Consider the following 13,203-nt stretch of genomic DNA (forward strand, 5'->3'; position numbering starts at 1 on the left):
GTCCCCCGTGCCGGGGGCGTGGGACGCGATCCAGCGAGGAGCGATGCGGTGAACACCGAGCGACCTGAGAATTCCGAGGAGCCCGAGGTCTCCGCGGTCTCCGACGCGACCGAGAGCGCCGAGGAGCCCGGGGCCCCGGACGTCTCGAAGGACTCCCTGGCCCCGAAGGAAGCCCTGACCGCGAAGGAGCCCCTGACCGCGGAGACCTCCGACGCCCCTGAGTCTTCCGACGCCCCTGAGGCCTCCGGCGTCTCCGCGGTGCCGGGGAGCGGCGAGGGTGCCGGAACCCCGCACGACGAGGTCGGCGAGGGCGACGAGGCCCCTGAGATCGGCGAGGTCCTCGAGGCCGGTGACGCCGGCACCGGCGAGCGGTCCGGGCGGCGGCGCTCCCCCATGGTCGTGGTCTCGGTCGCGGCGGCCGTCCTGCTGGTCGGGGGCGGGGGCGCGATCCTCTCCGCGAACCACTCCTCGGACGGCCGTACGGGCGCCGGCGGGTCCGGCGGTGGCGGTACTCCCCCGCCCCTCGTCCTGGACGGCTGGACGCAGGGCGGAACGGGCGGCATCGCGCCGGGTGAGCCGGATCCGTACGGGGCGACATACGTGGCCGCGGGGAAGCTGGCCGAGGGTCCCGGCTCGGCGCCGGTGTACGCGCCGAAGGGCGAGGTCGGCAAGGACGACGTGGCCCGGCTGGCCAAGGCCCTCGGGGTCGACGGCACGCCGGTGGCCGAGGGACCGGGCTGGCGGGTCGGCGGCAAGGACGGCTCCGGGCCGACGCTCCGGGTCACCAGGGACGCCCCGGGCAGCTGGACCTTCAGCCGGTACGCGCCCGGCACCGACAACTGCAAGAAGATCACCGTCTGCGTGCAGGACCCGGGTGCCCCGGCCGGCGAGCCGGTGAGCGTGGCTGTCGCCGAGAAGGCGGCGGCGCCGGTGCTGAAGGCGCTCGGGCAGGACGACGCGAAGGTCGACGCGGGCCAGATCATGGGCGCCCAGCGGGTGGTCAACGCCGATCCGGTGGTGGGCGGGCTGCCCACCTACGGCTGGACGACCGGCCTGACCGTCGACAAGCAGGGTGACGTCGTCGGCGGCCACGGGCTGCTGGTCGCGCCGGCCGAGGGGAACACGTACCCCGTGCTCGGCGCGGAGAAGACGCTGGCGCTGATGAACTCGGGGCACGAGCACGGGCACCGGATGGGCATCGGCGGCTGCGCGAGTCCCGTCCCGCTGAAGAACCGGCTGGAGCAGCCGTGCGGCACGTCCACGACGGCGTCCGGGGCGGCCGCGGTCACCGTAGAGAAGGCGGTGTTCGGGCTGGCCGCGCACTCGGTCGCCGGGCGGCAGACGCTGGTGCCGTCCTGGCTGTTCGAGGTGCGGGGGTCGGCTGCGCGGGGCACCTTCACGGTGGCGTATCCGGCGGTGGACCCGAAGTACCTGACCTCGCCGTCGGACGCGGCGCCGTCCCCGGAGCCGTCCTCGCCGTCCTCGGCGCCGAAGACGCATGACGTGAAGGTCGGCGGCTACACCGCCGAAGGCCGCGCGCTGAAGGTGAGCTTCTCGGGCGGGGTGTGCGCCGACTACAAGGCGGCGGCCAAGGAGAGCGCGGACCGGGTGACGGTGACGGTGACCGAGAAGGTCTGGCCGGACAACGTCTGTGTCGCCATGGCCCGGATGTACGTGAGGACCGTACGGCTGGACGCGCCGCTGGACGGACGGAAGGTGGTCGGCCCGGACGGGGCGCAGATCCCGAGGGCGAAGTCCGGCGTGGTGCTGCCCCAGGCCCGGTAGCGCCCCCCGGACACACGAAGGCGGCGGCCCCCCGGAGGGGGTCGCCGCCTTCGTCGTCAGGCTGTGACCGGTTCGGCCGTCAGGCCGTGGCCGGCTCAGCTGAAGGAATCGCCGCAGGCGCAGGAGCCCGTCGCGTTCGGGTTGTCGATCGTGAAGCCCTGCTTCTCGATCGTGTCCACGAAGTCGACGGTGGCGCCGCCCAGGTAGGGGGCGCTCATACGGTCGGTGACGACCTTGACCCCGCCGAAGTCCTTCTCCACGTCGCCGTCGAGCGAGCGCTCGTCGAAGAAGAGCTGGTAGCGCAGGCCGGAGCAGCCGCCGGGCTGGACGGCGACGCGCAGGGCGAGGTCGTCACGGCCTTCCTGGTCGAGCAGGGCCTTGACCTTGGACGCTGCGGCGTCGGTCAGAACGATGCCGTCGGTGACGGTGGTGGTCTCGTCCGATACGGACATCTACATCTCTCCCGGGTTGTACGGAGACTGCTTGCCGACCAGTGCAACCGGCGTTTCCGCGGATTCATTCCGGGCCGGGCGTTCGCGTGGTCGCGTTTTCCTACCGACCTCATGCTCGCACATGCCCGAGAGGGCGGACAGCGGCCCGAAGAGGGACCCGGGGGACCCGGGCGGGATTCACGTCACATCGACGCTATGGCCATCGTCAAAGTGACGTGAACCAGTTATGATAGATAGCGTCAGTTAGACGAAAAGTAGAAAGGGTGCGTGACGTGACCACCGCCCAGACCCCGGAGCTCGACGTACAGCCGTCCCCGCTCGCCCTCCTGCTTCTCGGCCGGGAGGCCGATCCGAAGAGCGAGCGGGGCGTCGAGTGTCCCGGTGACCTGCCCTCGCCGTCCGACCCCGACCTGGTCGAGCGCGCCCGCGCGGCCAAGGAGAAGCTCGGCGACAAGGTCTTCGTGCTCGGCCACCACTACCAGCGCGACGAGGTGATCCAGTTCGCCGACGTCACGGGCGACTCCTTCAAGCTGGCCCGGGACGCGGCCGCGCGCCCGGAGGCCGAGTACATCGTCTTCTGCGGTGTGCACTTCATGGCCGAGTCGGCGGACATCCTGACGTCCGACGACCAGAAGGTCGTCCTCCCGGACCTGGCCGCCGGCTGCTCGATGGCCGACATGGCCACGGCCGAGCAGGTCGCCGAGTGCTGGGACGTGCTGACCGAGGCGGGCATCGCCGAGCAGGTCGTGCCGGTCTCGTACATGAACTCCTCGGCCGACATCAAGGCGTTCACCGGCAAGCACGGCGGGACCATCTGCACCTCGTCGAACGCGAAGCGCGCCCTGGACTGGGCCTTCGAGCAGGGTGAGAAGGTCCTCTTCCTGCCCGACCAGCACCTGGGCCGCAACACCGCGGTGCGGGACATGGGCATGTCCCTGGACGACTGCGTGGTCTACAACCCGCACAAGCCGAACGGCGGCCTGACGGCCGACGAGCTGCGGGCCGCGAAGATGATCCTGTGGCGCGGTCACTGCTCGGTCCACGGCCGTTTCAGCCTGGACTCGGTGAACGACGTGCGCGAGCGCATCCCGGGCGTGAACGTCCTGGTCCACCCCGAGTGCCGGCACGAGGTCGTGGCCGCGGCGGACTACGTCGGCTCGACGGAGTACATCATCAAGGCCCTGGAGGCCGCTCCGGCCGGCTCCAAGTGGGCCATCGGCACCGAGCTGAACCTGGTCCGCCGCCTGGCGAACCGTTTCGCTCCCGAGGGCAAGGAGATCGTCTTCCTCGACAAGACGGTCTGCTTCTGCTCGACCATGAACCGCATCGACCTGCCCCACCTGGTCTGGGCCCTGGAGTCCCTGGCCGAGGGCAAGCCGGTCAACCGCATCGAGGTCGACAAGGAGACGGAGGCGTTCGCCAAGCTGGCGCTGGAGCGGATGCTGGCGTTGCCGTAGCCGTCCGACGGAGTCCGGCGTCGGCGTGCGTCCGTCATGTCGACGCCGGTTTCCGTTCGGGGTGGGCCGGATCCACTGTGAAGAGCGTGCCGTCGGGGGTCGCCACCACCAGGGAACCGCCGTTGACGAACAGCTCCGGCGAGCTGTAGTCGCCGCTCAGCACCCTGCCCGCGCGGGGATGGGACTCCCACAGCAGGCGCCCGGTGCGGGCGTCGAGCGCGGCGACCCGGCCGCTCGCGCTGTACATGAACACGCTGCTCCGCTTGTCCGCGACCGGCGCGGCCGGTTGCTCAAGGGTCGTCGCGGTCTGCCACACGCCCTTACCGGTCACCGGTGAGACGCCGCTCATCCGGCCGTCCGAGGCCGCGAAGCAGAGCACCCCGTGCACCATCGCCGCCCGACCGAGGTGTTCCTCGGACAGGGTGCGGGTCTCGCGGGTGCCGGTGCGCGGGTCGATCACCTCGACGCGGGCGTACGGGTTGTCGCCGGCCGTCGGGTCGTTGATGCGCCTGCCCACATAGACCAGCCGTCCGTCCAGGGTTCCGGCGTAGTCCGCGACCACCGAGGGTGCGGTTGCCTGCCGCCGCGTGGAACCGTCGGCCGGATCGACGGCGATCAGCAGGCGCTGGGCGCCGGAGGCGGTGTGGTAGCCGGTGCAGTCCGCGTACACGCCGTCGTCCACGCCGAGGAAGTCGCAGTGGTATCCACCGGCCGGCAGGAGCATCGTCCAGCGCGCGGCACCGTCGCGTGGGGAACGGGCGGTCACGGTCAGGCCGTCCGGCGTGAGGACCAGGCCACCCACGAGCGTGGGGGACGCGCTCCCCACCCTTGTCGGGTGGGACCACAACCGCTGTCCGCTGTCGACGCCGTACGCGACGACGGAGGACGCCGTGAGGTTGGCCGCTGTCTTCAGGACGCTCTCGTGCACGAGCACGACGCCCTCGTGCACCCCGATGATCCTGCTGTCGTAGTTGTCGCGGTCGAGCCCCGGCGGCTGGGTGTCGGCGCGCCAGAGCGTGCGGCCGGTGACGGCGTCGACGCGGACCGGCAGGGTCCCGTTGCCCCCGCAGTAGACCGAGCCACCGTCCAGCACGCAGGACGGCTGCACGGCGGGGTCGGACCCGTTCGTTGGCGCCGAGGGACGCTTGACGCCGCGGGCGGCGACCGCGTGCAGTGTCGTCTGCCAGGGGCGCCAGTGCGCAGGGAGGGCGCCCCATCGGGTGGTCGCCGGGTGCGGTGTGCTCGCCTCGGTCCTTTCGCCGCCTTCGAGCGGCCCGAGCAGAACGGCCATGACCGCGGTGACCAGCACACCCACCACTCCGGCGGCGTAGGGCAGCCGACGACTGCGTGCCCGGGGCGTGGGGGTGTCGGGTGCGAACGCGGCCTCGGCGGGGACGAGTCCGGCGGCCGACGGAGGGCGGGTCGGTTCCGGGTTCCGAGGACGTTGTGGAACGGTGCGGGACTCGCCGTCGGGCTGCTCGGGCAGGGCGGCCGCGAACTCCGCGGACAGGGTGTCCAGGGCGGGGCGGGCGGTCGGGTCCTTGGACAGGCAGCGGGACAGGATCGTGCGCAGCGGCTCGTTGACGACCGCCAGGTCCGGCTCCTCGTTCATCACCCGGTACGCCGTCAGATACGGGTTGTCGGCGTCGAAGGGACCGCTTCCGGTCGCGGCGAAGACGACCAGCGCGGCGAGCGAGAAGACGTCGGACGCGGGGCCCGCCGACCGGGCATCCGTGAGCTGCTCCGGAGACATGAACGGCGGGGTGCCCATCATGTGCCCGGTCTCGGTCAGCGCCTGGTTCTCCGCCGCGCGCGAGATGCCGAAGTCGATGACCCGAGGGCCGTCGTCGGCCATCAGCACGTTGGCCGGTTTCAGGTCGCGGTGCACGACCCCGGCCCGGTGGATGTCGCGCAGCGCCTCCACCAGGCCGAGGACGAGCCGTCGTAGCTCGGCGCCGCGCAGCGGGCCGTCGGCGCGAACGTCCGCGGAGAGCGAGCGGCCGGGGACGTACTGGGTGGCCATCCAGGGCCGGGGGGCCTCCGGGTCGGCGTCCACGACCGGTGCGGTGAAGGCGCCGCTCACCTTGCGCACGGCGGCGATCTCCTGCCGGAAACGGGCCCGGAAGACCGGGTCCTCGGCGTACTGGGCGTGGACGACCTTGACGGCCACCTCGCGGCCCGACCGGGCCCTCGCCCGGTAGACCACCCCCATACCGCCGGCCCCGAGCCGGTCGACGATCCGGTATCCGCCGAGCGACCCGGGGTCACCCTCGTGCAACGCCACCGCCCCGTTCCCCCTCCCCCGAAGAGCAGTTCCTGATCACAGGATAGGAAAGCCCAGTGAGGGAGGGGACGCCGGTGCCGGAGTCAGACTCCCGCCGGCTCCGGCTCTTCGGAGGCGGACTCCGTCGGGGAGGAGAGGCCCTTCTTCGCGGCCCGCTTCTTGGCCCGCCGTTCCTTGCGGAGCTCCAGCATCGCGTACAGCGTCGGGACGAGGAGCAGGGTGAGCAGCGTGGACGAGATCAGGCCGCCGATCACGACCACCGCCAGCGGCTGGGCGATGAAGCCGCCCTCACCGGTGACTCCCAGCGCCATCGGGAGCAGGGCGAAGATCGTCGCCAGGGCCGTCATGAGGATCGGGCGGAGCCGGTGACGGCCGCCCTCGATCACGGCCTCGACGACGCCGTGGCCCTGCCTGCGGTACTGGTTGATCAGGTCGATCAGCACGATCGCGTTGGTGACCACGATGCCGATCAGCATCAGCATGCCGATCATCGCCGGGACGCCCATTGGGGTGCCGGTGGCCACGAGGAGGCCGATGGCGCCCGTCGCCGCGAACGGGATCGAGACCAGCAGGATCAGCGGCTGGACCAGCGAGCGGAACGTCGCCACCAGCAGCATGAAGACGATCGCGATGGCCGCCAGCATGGCCAGGCCCAGGTTCTTGAAGGCGTCGTCCTGGTCCGAGGACACACCGCCGATCTCCGCCTCGGCCCCCGCCGGGAGCTTGAGGGCCTTGATCTTCGACTGGAGCTGGGTGCTGACCGCGCCCGTGTTGTCGCCGGTCGGCCGGGCCGTGATGGTGGCGGCACGCCGGCCGTCGATACGGGTCATGGACACGGGCCCGTCGACCAGCTTGACGGTGGCGATGTCACCGAGCTTCACCGGGCCGAGGCGCAGCGCCTTCAGCTGGGCCAGGGTGGTGGCGGGCTTGGCCGACTTCACGACGACGTCGCGCTCGGTGTCGTCGAGGATCGCCTTCGCCGCCGTCGTACCGCGCACGGCCTGCGCGACCGCGGCGCCCAGCTTCTGGTCGTCGAACCCGGCCGCGGCCGCCTTGGAGTTGGCCTTGACCGAGATCCGCGGCACGCTCTGGGAGAGGTCGCTGGTGACGTCGGTGACGTGGTCGAGGCCGGCCACGGTGGAGAGCACCCGGTCGGAGGCCTCGCTGAGCACCTGCGCGTCGGACGCCTTCACCACGACCTTGAGGTCCTGGTTGCCGAAGCCGTCACCGGCGGACACCGTCGTCGTGCCGACGCCGTCGAGCTTCTTCAGCCCGGCCTCCAGGCGCTTCTGCACGTCGCCGTAGGACGCCGAGTCCTTCAGCATGACCTGGTACGACGCCTGGTTGGTGTCGGTGCCGCCGCCGAAGGCCGCCATGAAGCCGGAGGAGCCGATGGTGACCTGGTAGTCCTTGACGCCGTCGGTGGAGGCGAGCAGCTTCTCGACCTTCCTGGCCTGCGCGTCCGTGGCCGCGAGGCTGGTGCCGGGCTTCAGCTCCTGCTTGACCGTGAGGACTTCCTGGTCGCCCTGGTCGAAGAAGTTGGTCTTCAGCAGTCCGCCCATGCCGAACGTGAGGACGAGGACGACCACGGCGATCAGCACGCTGGTGAGGCGGCGGCGGGTGGCGAAGCGCAGGACGGGGACGTAGAGGCGCTGGAGGCGGCTCTTCGCCTCCTTCTCCTCGGCCCGGCGGCGGGCCTCCTCGGCGTCCTCGGGGGTGCCCTTGGGGGCGCGCAGGAACCAGTAGGACAGGACGGGCACGACCGTCAGCGAGACGAGGAGGGAGGCCAGCAGGGCCGCCGTCACCGTGATGCTGAACGAGCCGAACAGGGCGCCCACCATGCCGCCGACCAGGCCGATCGGCAGGAAGACGGCGACCGTGGTGAGGGTGGAGGAGGTGACCGCTCCGGCCACCTCGCGGACCGCGCCCAGGATCGCTTCCCTGCGCTCCTCGCCGTAGCCGAGGTGCCGCTTGATGTTCTCCAGGACCACGATCGAGTCGTCGACGACCCGGCCGATGGCGATGGTCAGCGCGCCCAGGGTGAGCATGTTGAGCGACAGGTCGCGGGTCCACAGCACGATCAGGGCGAGGACGACCGACAGCGGGATGGACACCGCCGTGACCAGCGTGGAACGGATCGAGGCCAGGAAGACCAGGATCACCAGGACCGCGAAGAGCAGACCGAGCGCGCCCTCCGTGGTCAGGCCCTCGATGGACTTGGAGACGGCCGGGCCCTGGTCGCTGACGACCGTGAGCTCGGCGCCGGAGCCGAGGTCCCGCCGCAGGCCGGGCAGCTTGTCCTCGACCGCGTTCGAGATGGCGACCGCGCTGCCGTCGTGGTCCATGGTCACGTTGACGGCGAGGCTGGGCCGGCCGTCGGTGCGGGTGATGGAGTCGGCGGGGGCCGGCTGCTGCTTCACGGTGGCCACGTCACCGAGGCGCACCGGCTTGCGGACGCCCTCGCCGGTGACCATCAGGTCCTTGATCTGCTGCAGCGAGGTGAAGCCGCCGCCGACCTGGACGGTGCGGTTGGCGCCGTCCTCGTCGAAGGAGCCGGCCGGGACGGTCGCGCCGCCCGCCTGCAGGGCCTGGCCGAGCGCGGCGGAGGTGAGGCCCGCCCGCGCGAGCTTGGCGTCGTTCGGGGTGACGGCGACCTGGAGGTCGCGGACGCCGGTGACCTGGACACGGCCGACGCCGTCGATGTCCTTCAGCGCCGGTACGACCGTCGTGTCGAGCTGGTCGGCCAGGGCCTGCTGGTCCTTGGGGGAGGTGACGGCGAGCACCACGGTCGGCATGTCGTCCGTGGAGCCGGCGACGACCTGCGGGTCGACGTCGTCCGGCAGCTGGGCACGGGCCCGGTTGACGGCCTGCTGGACGTCGGAGACGAGCCGCTTGGTGTCGTTGCCGTAGTCGAAGGACGCCATGATCACGGCGTTGCCCTCGCCGGCGGTGGAGGTGACACCGGTGATGCCGTCGACGCCCTGGAGGTTGTCCTCGATGGGCTCGACGACCTGCTTCTCGACGACGTCCGGTGCGGCGCCCTGGTACGGCGCGACGACCGACACCATGGGAAGTTCGATGGTGGGCAGCAGTTGCTGCTTGATCTGGGGTATCGCGATCAGCCCGAAGACGAGCGCGATGAGCGACATCAGGCCGATCAGGGCCCGTTGCGCGAGGCTGAATCTCGACAGCCAGGACATGGGTCGGGGTCTCTCTTCCGTGAGCGGCAGAACCTGCTGCGGGGCGTGCACGTGTGAGCGCCCACCCCAACACCCTGAGCCATGCCGGAGGACGAATTCGTAGGCCCCAGGTCCCGTTCCTTATCCGGGCCCTACTCCGCGCGCAGTACGCGCGGGTGGAGATCAGTCCGTCCTCGGACGTACCAGTCCCGACTCGTACGCGATGACGACGAGCTGAGCCCTGTCCCGGGCGCCCAGCTTGGCCATGGCCCGGTTGACGTGCGTCTTCACCGTCAGCGGGCTGACTTCCAGGCGTTCGGCGATCTCGTCGTTGGAGTGGCCGCCGGCGACCTGGACGAGCACCTCCCGCTCCCGGCCGGTGAGCGCGTCGAGGCGCTCCGAGCGGGCGGGGTCGCGGCCGTCGTCGCCGTCGCCCTGGGCGAGGAAGCGCGCGATCAGGCCCTTGGTCGCGGCCGGGGACAGCAGCGCCTCGCCGCCCGCGGCGACCCGGATGGCGTTCAGCAGCTCCTCGGGCTCGCTGCCCTTGCCGAGGAAGCCGGAGGCCCCGGCGCGCAGGGACTGCACCACGTAGTCGTCGACCTCGAAGGTCGTCAGGATGACCACGCGGACGTGGGCGAGCGCCGGGTCGGCGCTGATCAGACGGGTGGCGGCGAGGCCGTCGGTGCCGGGCATCCGGATGTCCATGAGGACGATGTCGGGGCCGTGCTCCTTGGCCAGCCGGACCGCCTCGGCACCGTCGGAGGCCTCCCCGACGACCTCCATGTCGGGCTCGGAGTCGACCAGCACCCGGAACGCGCTGCGCAGCAGTGCCTGGTCGTCGGCGAGCAGGACACGGATCGTCATGCGGGCCCTCCCGGTGCCGTCGTACGGGTCTGGACCGGCAGGATCGCATGGACGCGGAAGCCGCCGCCGTAGCGGGGTCCGGTGGTGAGGGTGCCACGCAGCGCGGTGACCCGCTCGCGCATGCCGAGCAGCCCGTGCCCGCCGCCGGCCCCGGGTTCGGCGGCCTCGCCCGAGCCGTCGTCCAGGACGGTGACCTCGATGTTCGGTCCGACGCGTACGACGCTGACCTCGGCCTTGGCGTCGGTGCCCGCGTGCTTCTGCACGTTGGTCAGGGCCTCCTGGACGATCCGGTAGGCGGCCAGGTCGACGGCGGCCGGGAGCTCGGTGCCGTGGTCGGTGCGGGCCACCTCGACGGGGAGTCCGGCGCTGCGGAAGGTGCCGGCGAGGTCCTCCAGACGGCTGAGGCCGGGTGCGGGCTCGGTGGGGGCCTCGGGATCGCCGGACTGACGGAGCAGGCCGACGGTGGCGCGCAGTTCGTCCAGCGCGGAGCGGCTGGCCTCGCGGACGTGGGCGAGGGCCTCCTTGGCCTGGTCGGGCCGTCGGTCCATGACGTGGGCGGCGACTCCGGCCTGCACGTTGACCAGCGCGATGTGGTGGGCGACGACGTCGTGCAGATCGCGGGCGATGCGCAGCCGCTCCTCGGCGACCCGGCGGCGGGCCTCCTCCTCGCGGGTGCGCTCGGCCCGCTCGGCGCGCTCCCGCATGGCCTGGACGACCGCGCGGCGGCTGCGCACCGCGTCCCCGGCGGTGGCGCCGATGCCGGTCCAGGCGAGCACGCCAAGGTTCTCCTGCGCGTACCAGGGCAGGGGGCCGCCGAGCATGGCGGCGGCGGTCAGCACGGTCATGGTGAGCAGGCCCACGCGCCAGGTCGTGGTGCGGTCGGTGGCCGAGGCGACGGTGTAGAGGGCGACCACGGCGGACATGGCGACCGGTGCGCGCGGGTCGCCGGTGACGCACTCGATCAGGGCGAGGGTGCCGGTGACGGCGAGGACCGTCTTGGGCGCGCGGCGGCGGAAGACGAGGGCGGCGGCGCCGAGGGTCATCAGGAGCAGGCTGAGCGGGTCCGGGCTGCGGACGCCCCAGCTGACGCCGTTCTCCCCGCGGGGGTCCACGAAGGAGCCGGCCACCATGCACATCAGCACGCCCGCCGCGATGGCCGCGTCCAGCGCGAGGGGGTGCGCCTTCAGGCTGCACCGAGCGCGTTCGAGAGTGCTCACCCGGTGAGGGTACGGGGCCCGGCGGGGTGCCGGAACAGAGCGAGGCACAGCTCACCCGCCGCCGGCTGTCGAGCGCTGTTCGCGCGGCGTACGGTGGCCGGACGCCCGGTGTTGGCCCCACCGCCGACTCCGGCTCGGCCGCGGCCGCCTCGGTCACCTCGGTCACCTTCGGCAGCGCCGGGCAGAGCGTGCGCGACGACCTGGTGGCCTGGGACGAGGCGAACGGCGACCGCTACGGCTTCGCCGCGGGGACGGCCGACGGCCAGACCCCGAGGCAGGTGGACGGCTTCGACGTGGAGGGCCTGGAGTTCGCGCCGGGCTCCTCCCCCACCGCCTACGTCGGCTTCCGCGCCCCGGTAGTGCCGCCGTAGACGGGCGGGACGGCGCTGATCGTGCCGGTGACCGACATGGACAAGGTGGGCACGGCACGAAGGCCACGTTCGGCGCCCCCGTCGAGCTGGACCTCGGCGGGCTGTCCCTCCGTGACCTGCGCCGAGGCACCCAGGGCCGGTTCCTGATCCTGGCCGGGTCCTGGGCGGCCGACGACAACAGCGGCCCGCGGGCCCTGTACGGCTGGGACGGCGTGGCGGGACACCGGCCGGTGAAGGTGCCGGACCTGCCGGCCTCGGACGCCGGGGCCCGGGAGTCCGTCGTGTCCGTGACCGGCCTGGACGCCGCCGACGGCCGGGTGCGGCTGATCACCGACGACGGTGCCGCCGAGCTCTGCGGCGACGCCACCGCGGCGAAGGACCTCAGCCACCCGAAGTGGCAGAAGTCCCGCACCGCCTGGTTCACCCCGAGCCGGCCCCGGCCGGGCTCAGCCCGGGATCAGTCCGTCGTCGCTCAGCAGCTCCCGGACCTCCGCGAGCGTCGCGTCCGGGGACGGGAGGATCAGCTCCGAGGGTTCCAGGGAATCGTCCGGCAGCGGGGTGCCGAGCCGGCGGACGGCGTCCAGGAGAGCGGTGAGCGTGCGGCGGAAGCCCGCGTCGTCGCCGCTCTGCACCTCGGCCAGCAGGTCGTCGTCCAGCTTGTTCAGCTCGGTGAAGTGGGCGTCGTCCAGCTTCACCTGGCCCTCCCCCATGATCCGTACGATCACGTCGGCCTCCTCGGCTCGGGGTCCCGGCGCCCGGCTACTGCTTGTCGAAGCGCGGGGTGTCCTGCGGCTGCTGCTGGGACTGCCCCTGGCCGTTGCCGCCCTCGATCGCCTGCTGCGGCGAGCCTCCGGCCAGCTCCGCCTTCATGCGCTGCAGTTCCAGCTCTACATCCGTACCACCGGAGATCCGGTCCAGCTCGGCCTGGAGGTCGTCCTTGGCCATGCCGGTGGGGTCGTCCAGGGCGCCGGAAGCGAGCAGCTCGTCGATGGCGCCGGCCCGGGCCTGGAGCTGGGCGGTCTTGTCCTCGGCGCGCTGGATGGCCAGGCCGACGTCGCCCATCTCCTCGGAGATGCCGGTGAAGGCCTCGCCGATGCGGGTCTGGGCCTGGGCGGCGGTGTAGGTGGCCTTGATGGTCTCCTTCTTCGTACGGAAGGCGTCCACCTTGGCCTGCAGGCGCTGGGCCGCGAGGGTGAGCTTCTCCTCCTCGCCCTGGAGGGTCGCGTGCTGCGTCTCGAGGTCCGTGACCTGCTGCTGGAGGGCGGCACGGCGGGACAGCGCCTCCCGGGCCAGGTCCTCACGGCCGAGCGCGAGCGCCTTGCGGCCCTGGTCCTCCAGCTTGGAGGACTGCTGCTGCAACTGGTTGAGCTGGAGTTCCAGGCGCTTGCGGGAGGTCGCCACGTCGGCCACACCGCGGCGCACCTTCTGCAGCAGCTCCAGCTGCTTCTGGTACGAGTAATCGAGGGTCTCGCGCGGGTCCTCGGCCCGGTCAAGGGCCTTGTTCGCCTTCGCGCGGAAGATCATCCCCATACGCTTCATGACACCGCTCATGGGCTTCGCGCGCCCCCTTCTGACGGACTCCAGCTCACAGATC

Annotated in this window: 11 protein-coding genes; 3 read left to right on the forward strand and 8 right to left on the reverse strand. The window is 72.0% G+C overall.

Translation table 11 applies throughout. The features are described 5' to 3' along the window. The first annotated feature begins 48 nt into the window (after positions 1–48). The gene (locus FB157_RS02230; RefSeq protein ID WP_145875352.1) at positions 49–1,785 is read left to right on the forward strand and encodes a hypothetical protein; all 1,737 of its coding nucleotides are present in this window, start codon (positions 49–51) and stop codon (positions 1,783–1,785) included. A gap of 95 nt (positions 1,786–1,880) precedes the next feature. On the opposite strand, the gene FB157_RS02235 is transcribed toward FB157_RS02230, so the two are convergent. Beyond that, positions 1,881–2,237 (reverse strand): iron-sulfur cluster assembly accessory protein, encoded by a 357-nt coding sequence (locus FB157_RS02235; protein WP_145875354.1) that lies wholly within the window; start codon positions 2,235–2,237, stop codon positions 1,881–1,883. 272 nt (positions 2,238–2,509) lie between these two features. Here FB157_RS02235 and nadA point away from each other — a divergent pair, with 272 nt between their 5' ends. Then, on the forward strand, positions 2,510–3,694 hold the full coding sequence (nadA, locus tag FB157_RS02245) for a quinolinate synthase NadA (RefSeq protein WP_145875357.1): 1,185 nt from the start codon (positions 2,510–2,512) through the stop codon (positions 3,692–3,694). Between the two features lie 34 nt (positions 3,695–3,728). Here the strand turns inward: nadA and FB157_RS02250 are convergent, their stop codons facing one another. The 4 genes from FB157_RS02250 to FB157_RS02265 form a co-directional block, all read right to left on the reverse strand. After that, a complete protein-coding gene (locus FB157_RS02250) occupies positions 3,729–5,978 on the reverse strand; it encodes a protein kinase domain-containing protein (RefSeq protein WP_145875359.1) in 2,250 nt (749 codons plus the stop codon). Positions 5,979–6,061: 83 nt separating this feature from the next. Beyond that, positions 6,062–9,178: an efflux RND transporter permease subunit gene (locus FB157_RS02255; protein WP_145875361.1), complete on the reverse strand. Its 3,117-nt coding sequence runs from the start codon at positions 9,176–9,178 to the stop codon at positions 6,062–6,064. 162 nt (positions 9,179–9,340) lie between these two features. Continuing rightward, a complete protein-coding gene (locus FB157_RS02260) occupies positions 9,341–10,021 on the reverse strand; it encodes a response regulator transcription factor (protein WP_145875363.1) in 681 nt (226 codons plus the stop codon). Continuing rightward, positions 10,018–11,238, reverse strand: a complete 1,221-nt coding sequence (locus FB157_RS02265) for a sensor histidine kinase (protein WP_145875365.1) — start codon at positions 11,236–11,238, stop codon at positions 10,018–10,020. Before FB157_RS02265 ends, FB157_RS02260 begins: the two co-directional genes overlap by 4 nt. A gap of 26 nt (positions 11,239–11,264) precedes the next feature. Here FB157_RS02265 and FB157_RS49365 point away from each other — a divergent pair, with 26 nt between their 5' ends. Continuing rightward, the gene (locus tag FB157_RS49365; protein WP_186581287.1) at positions 11,265–11,609 is read left to right on the forward strand and encodes a hypothetical protein; all 345 of its coding nucleotides are present in this window, start codon (positions 11,265–11,267) and stop codon (positions 11,607–11,609) included. On the opposite strand, the gene FB157_RS49370 is transcribed toward FB157_RS49365, so the two are convergent. From FB157_RS49370 to FB157_RS02280, 3 genes are read right to left on the reverse strand one after another with little or no spacing between them, the layout of a single operon-like run. Further along, positions 11,573–11,998 (reverse strand): hypothetical protein, encoded by a 426-nt coding sequence (locus FB157_RS49370; protein WP_186581288.1) that lies wholly within the window; start codon positions 11,996–11,998, stop codon positions 11,573–11,575. The two genes, FB157_RS49365 and FB157_RS49370, sit on opposite strands and share 37 nt — an antisense overlap. Before the next feature lie 57 nt (positions 11,999–12,055). Then, complete coding sequence (locus tag FB157_RS02275; protein WP_145875366.1) at positions 12,056–12,334, reverse strand: PspA-associated protein PspAA; 279 nt, start codon at positions 12,332–12,334, stop codon at positions 12,056–12,058. A gap of 34 nt (positions 12,335–12,368) precedes the next feature. Further along, on the reverse strand, positions 12,369–13,160 hold the full coding sequence (locus FB157_RS02280) for a PspA/IM30 family protein (protein WP_145875368.1): 792 nt from the start codon (positions 13,158–13,160) through the stop codon (positions 12,369–12,371). Between the last annotated feature and the right edge of the window lie 43 nt (positions 13,161–13,203).

The organism is Streptomyces sp. BK340 (genome assembly GCF_007827595.1).
GTDB lineage: Bacteria > Actinomycetota > Actinomycetes > Streptomycetales > Streptomycetaceae > Streptomyces.

What these genes read in the sequence shown, in the direction of transcription:
- FB157_RS02235 (WP_145875354.1), bottom strand. Translation starts at nt 2,237, where the DNA reads ATGTCCGTATCGGACGAGACCACCACCGTCACCGACGGCATCGTTCTG.
- FB157_RS02255 (WP_145875361.1), bottom strand. Translation starts at nt 9,178, where the DNA reads ATGTCCTGGCTGTCGAGATTCAGCCTCGCGCAACGGGCCCTGATCGGC.
- FB157_RS02260 (WP_145875363.1), bottom strand. Translation starts at nt 10,021, where the DNA reads ATGACGATCCGTGTCCTGCTCGCCGACGACCAGGCACTGCTGCGCAGC.
- FB157_RS02280 (WP_145875368.1), bottom strand. Translation starts at nt 13,160, where the DNA reads ATGAGCGGTGTCATGAAGCGTATGGGGATGATCTTCCGCGCGAAGGCG.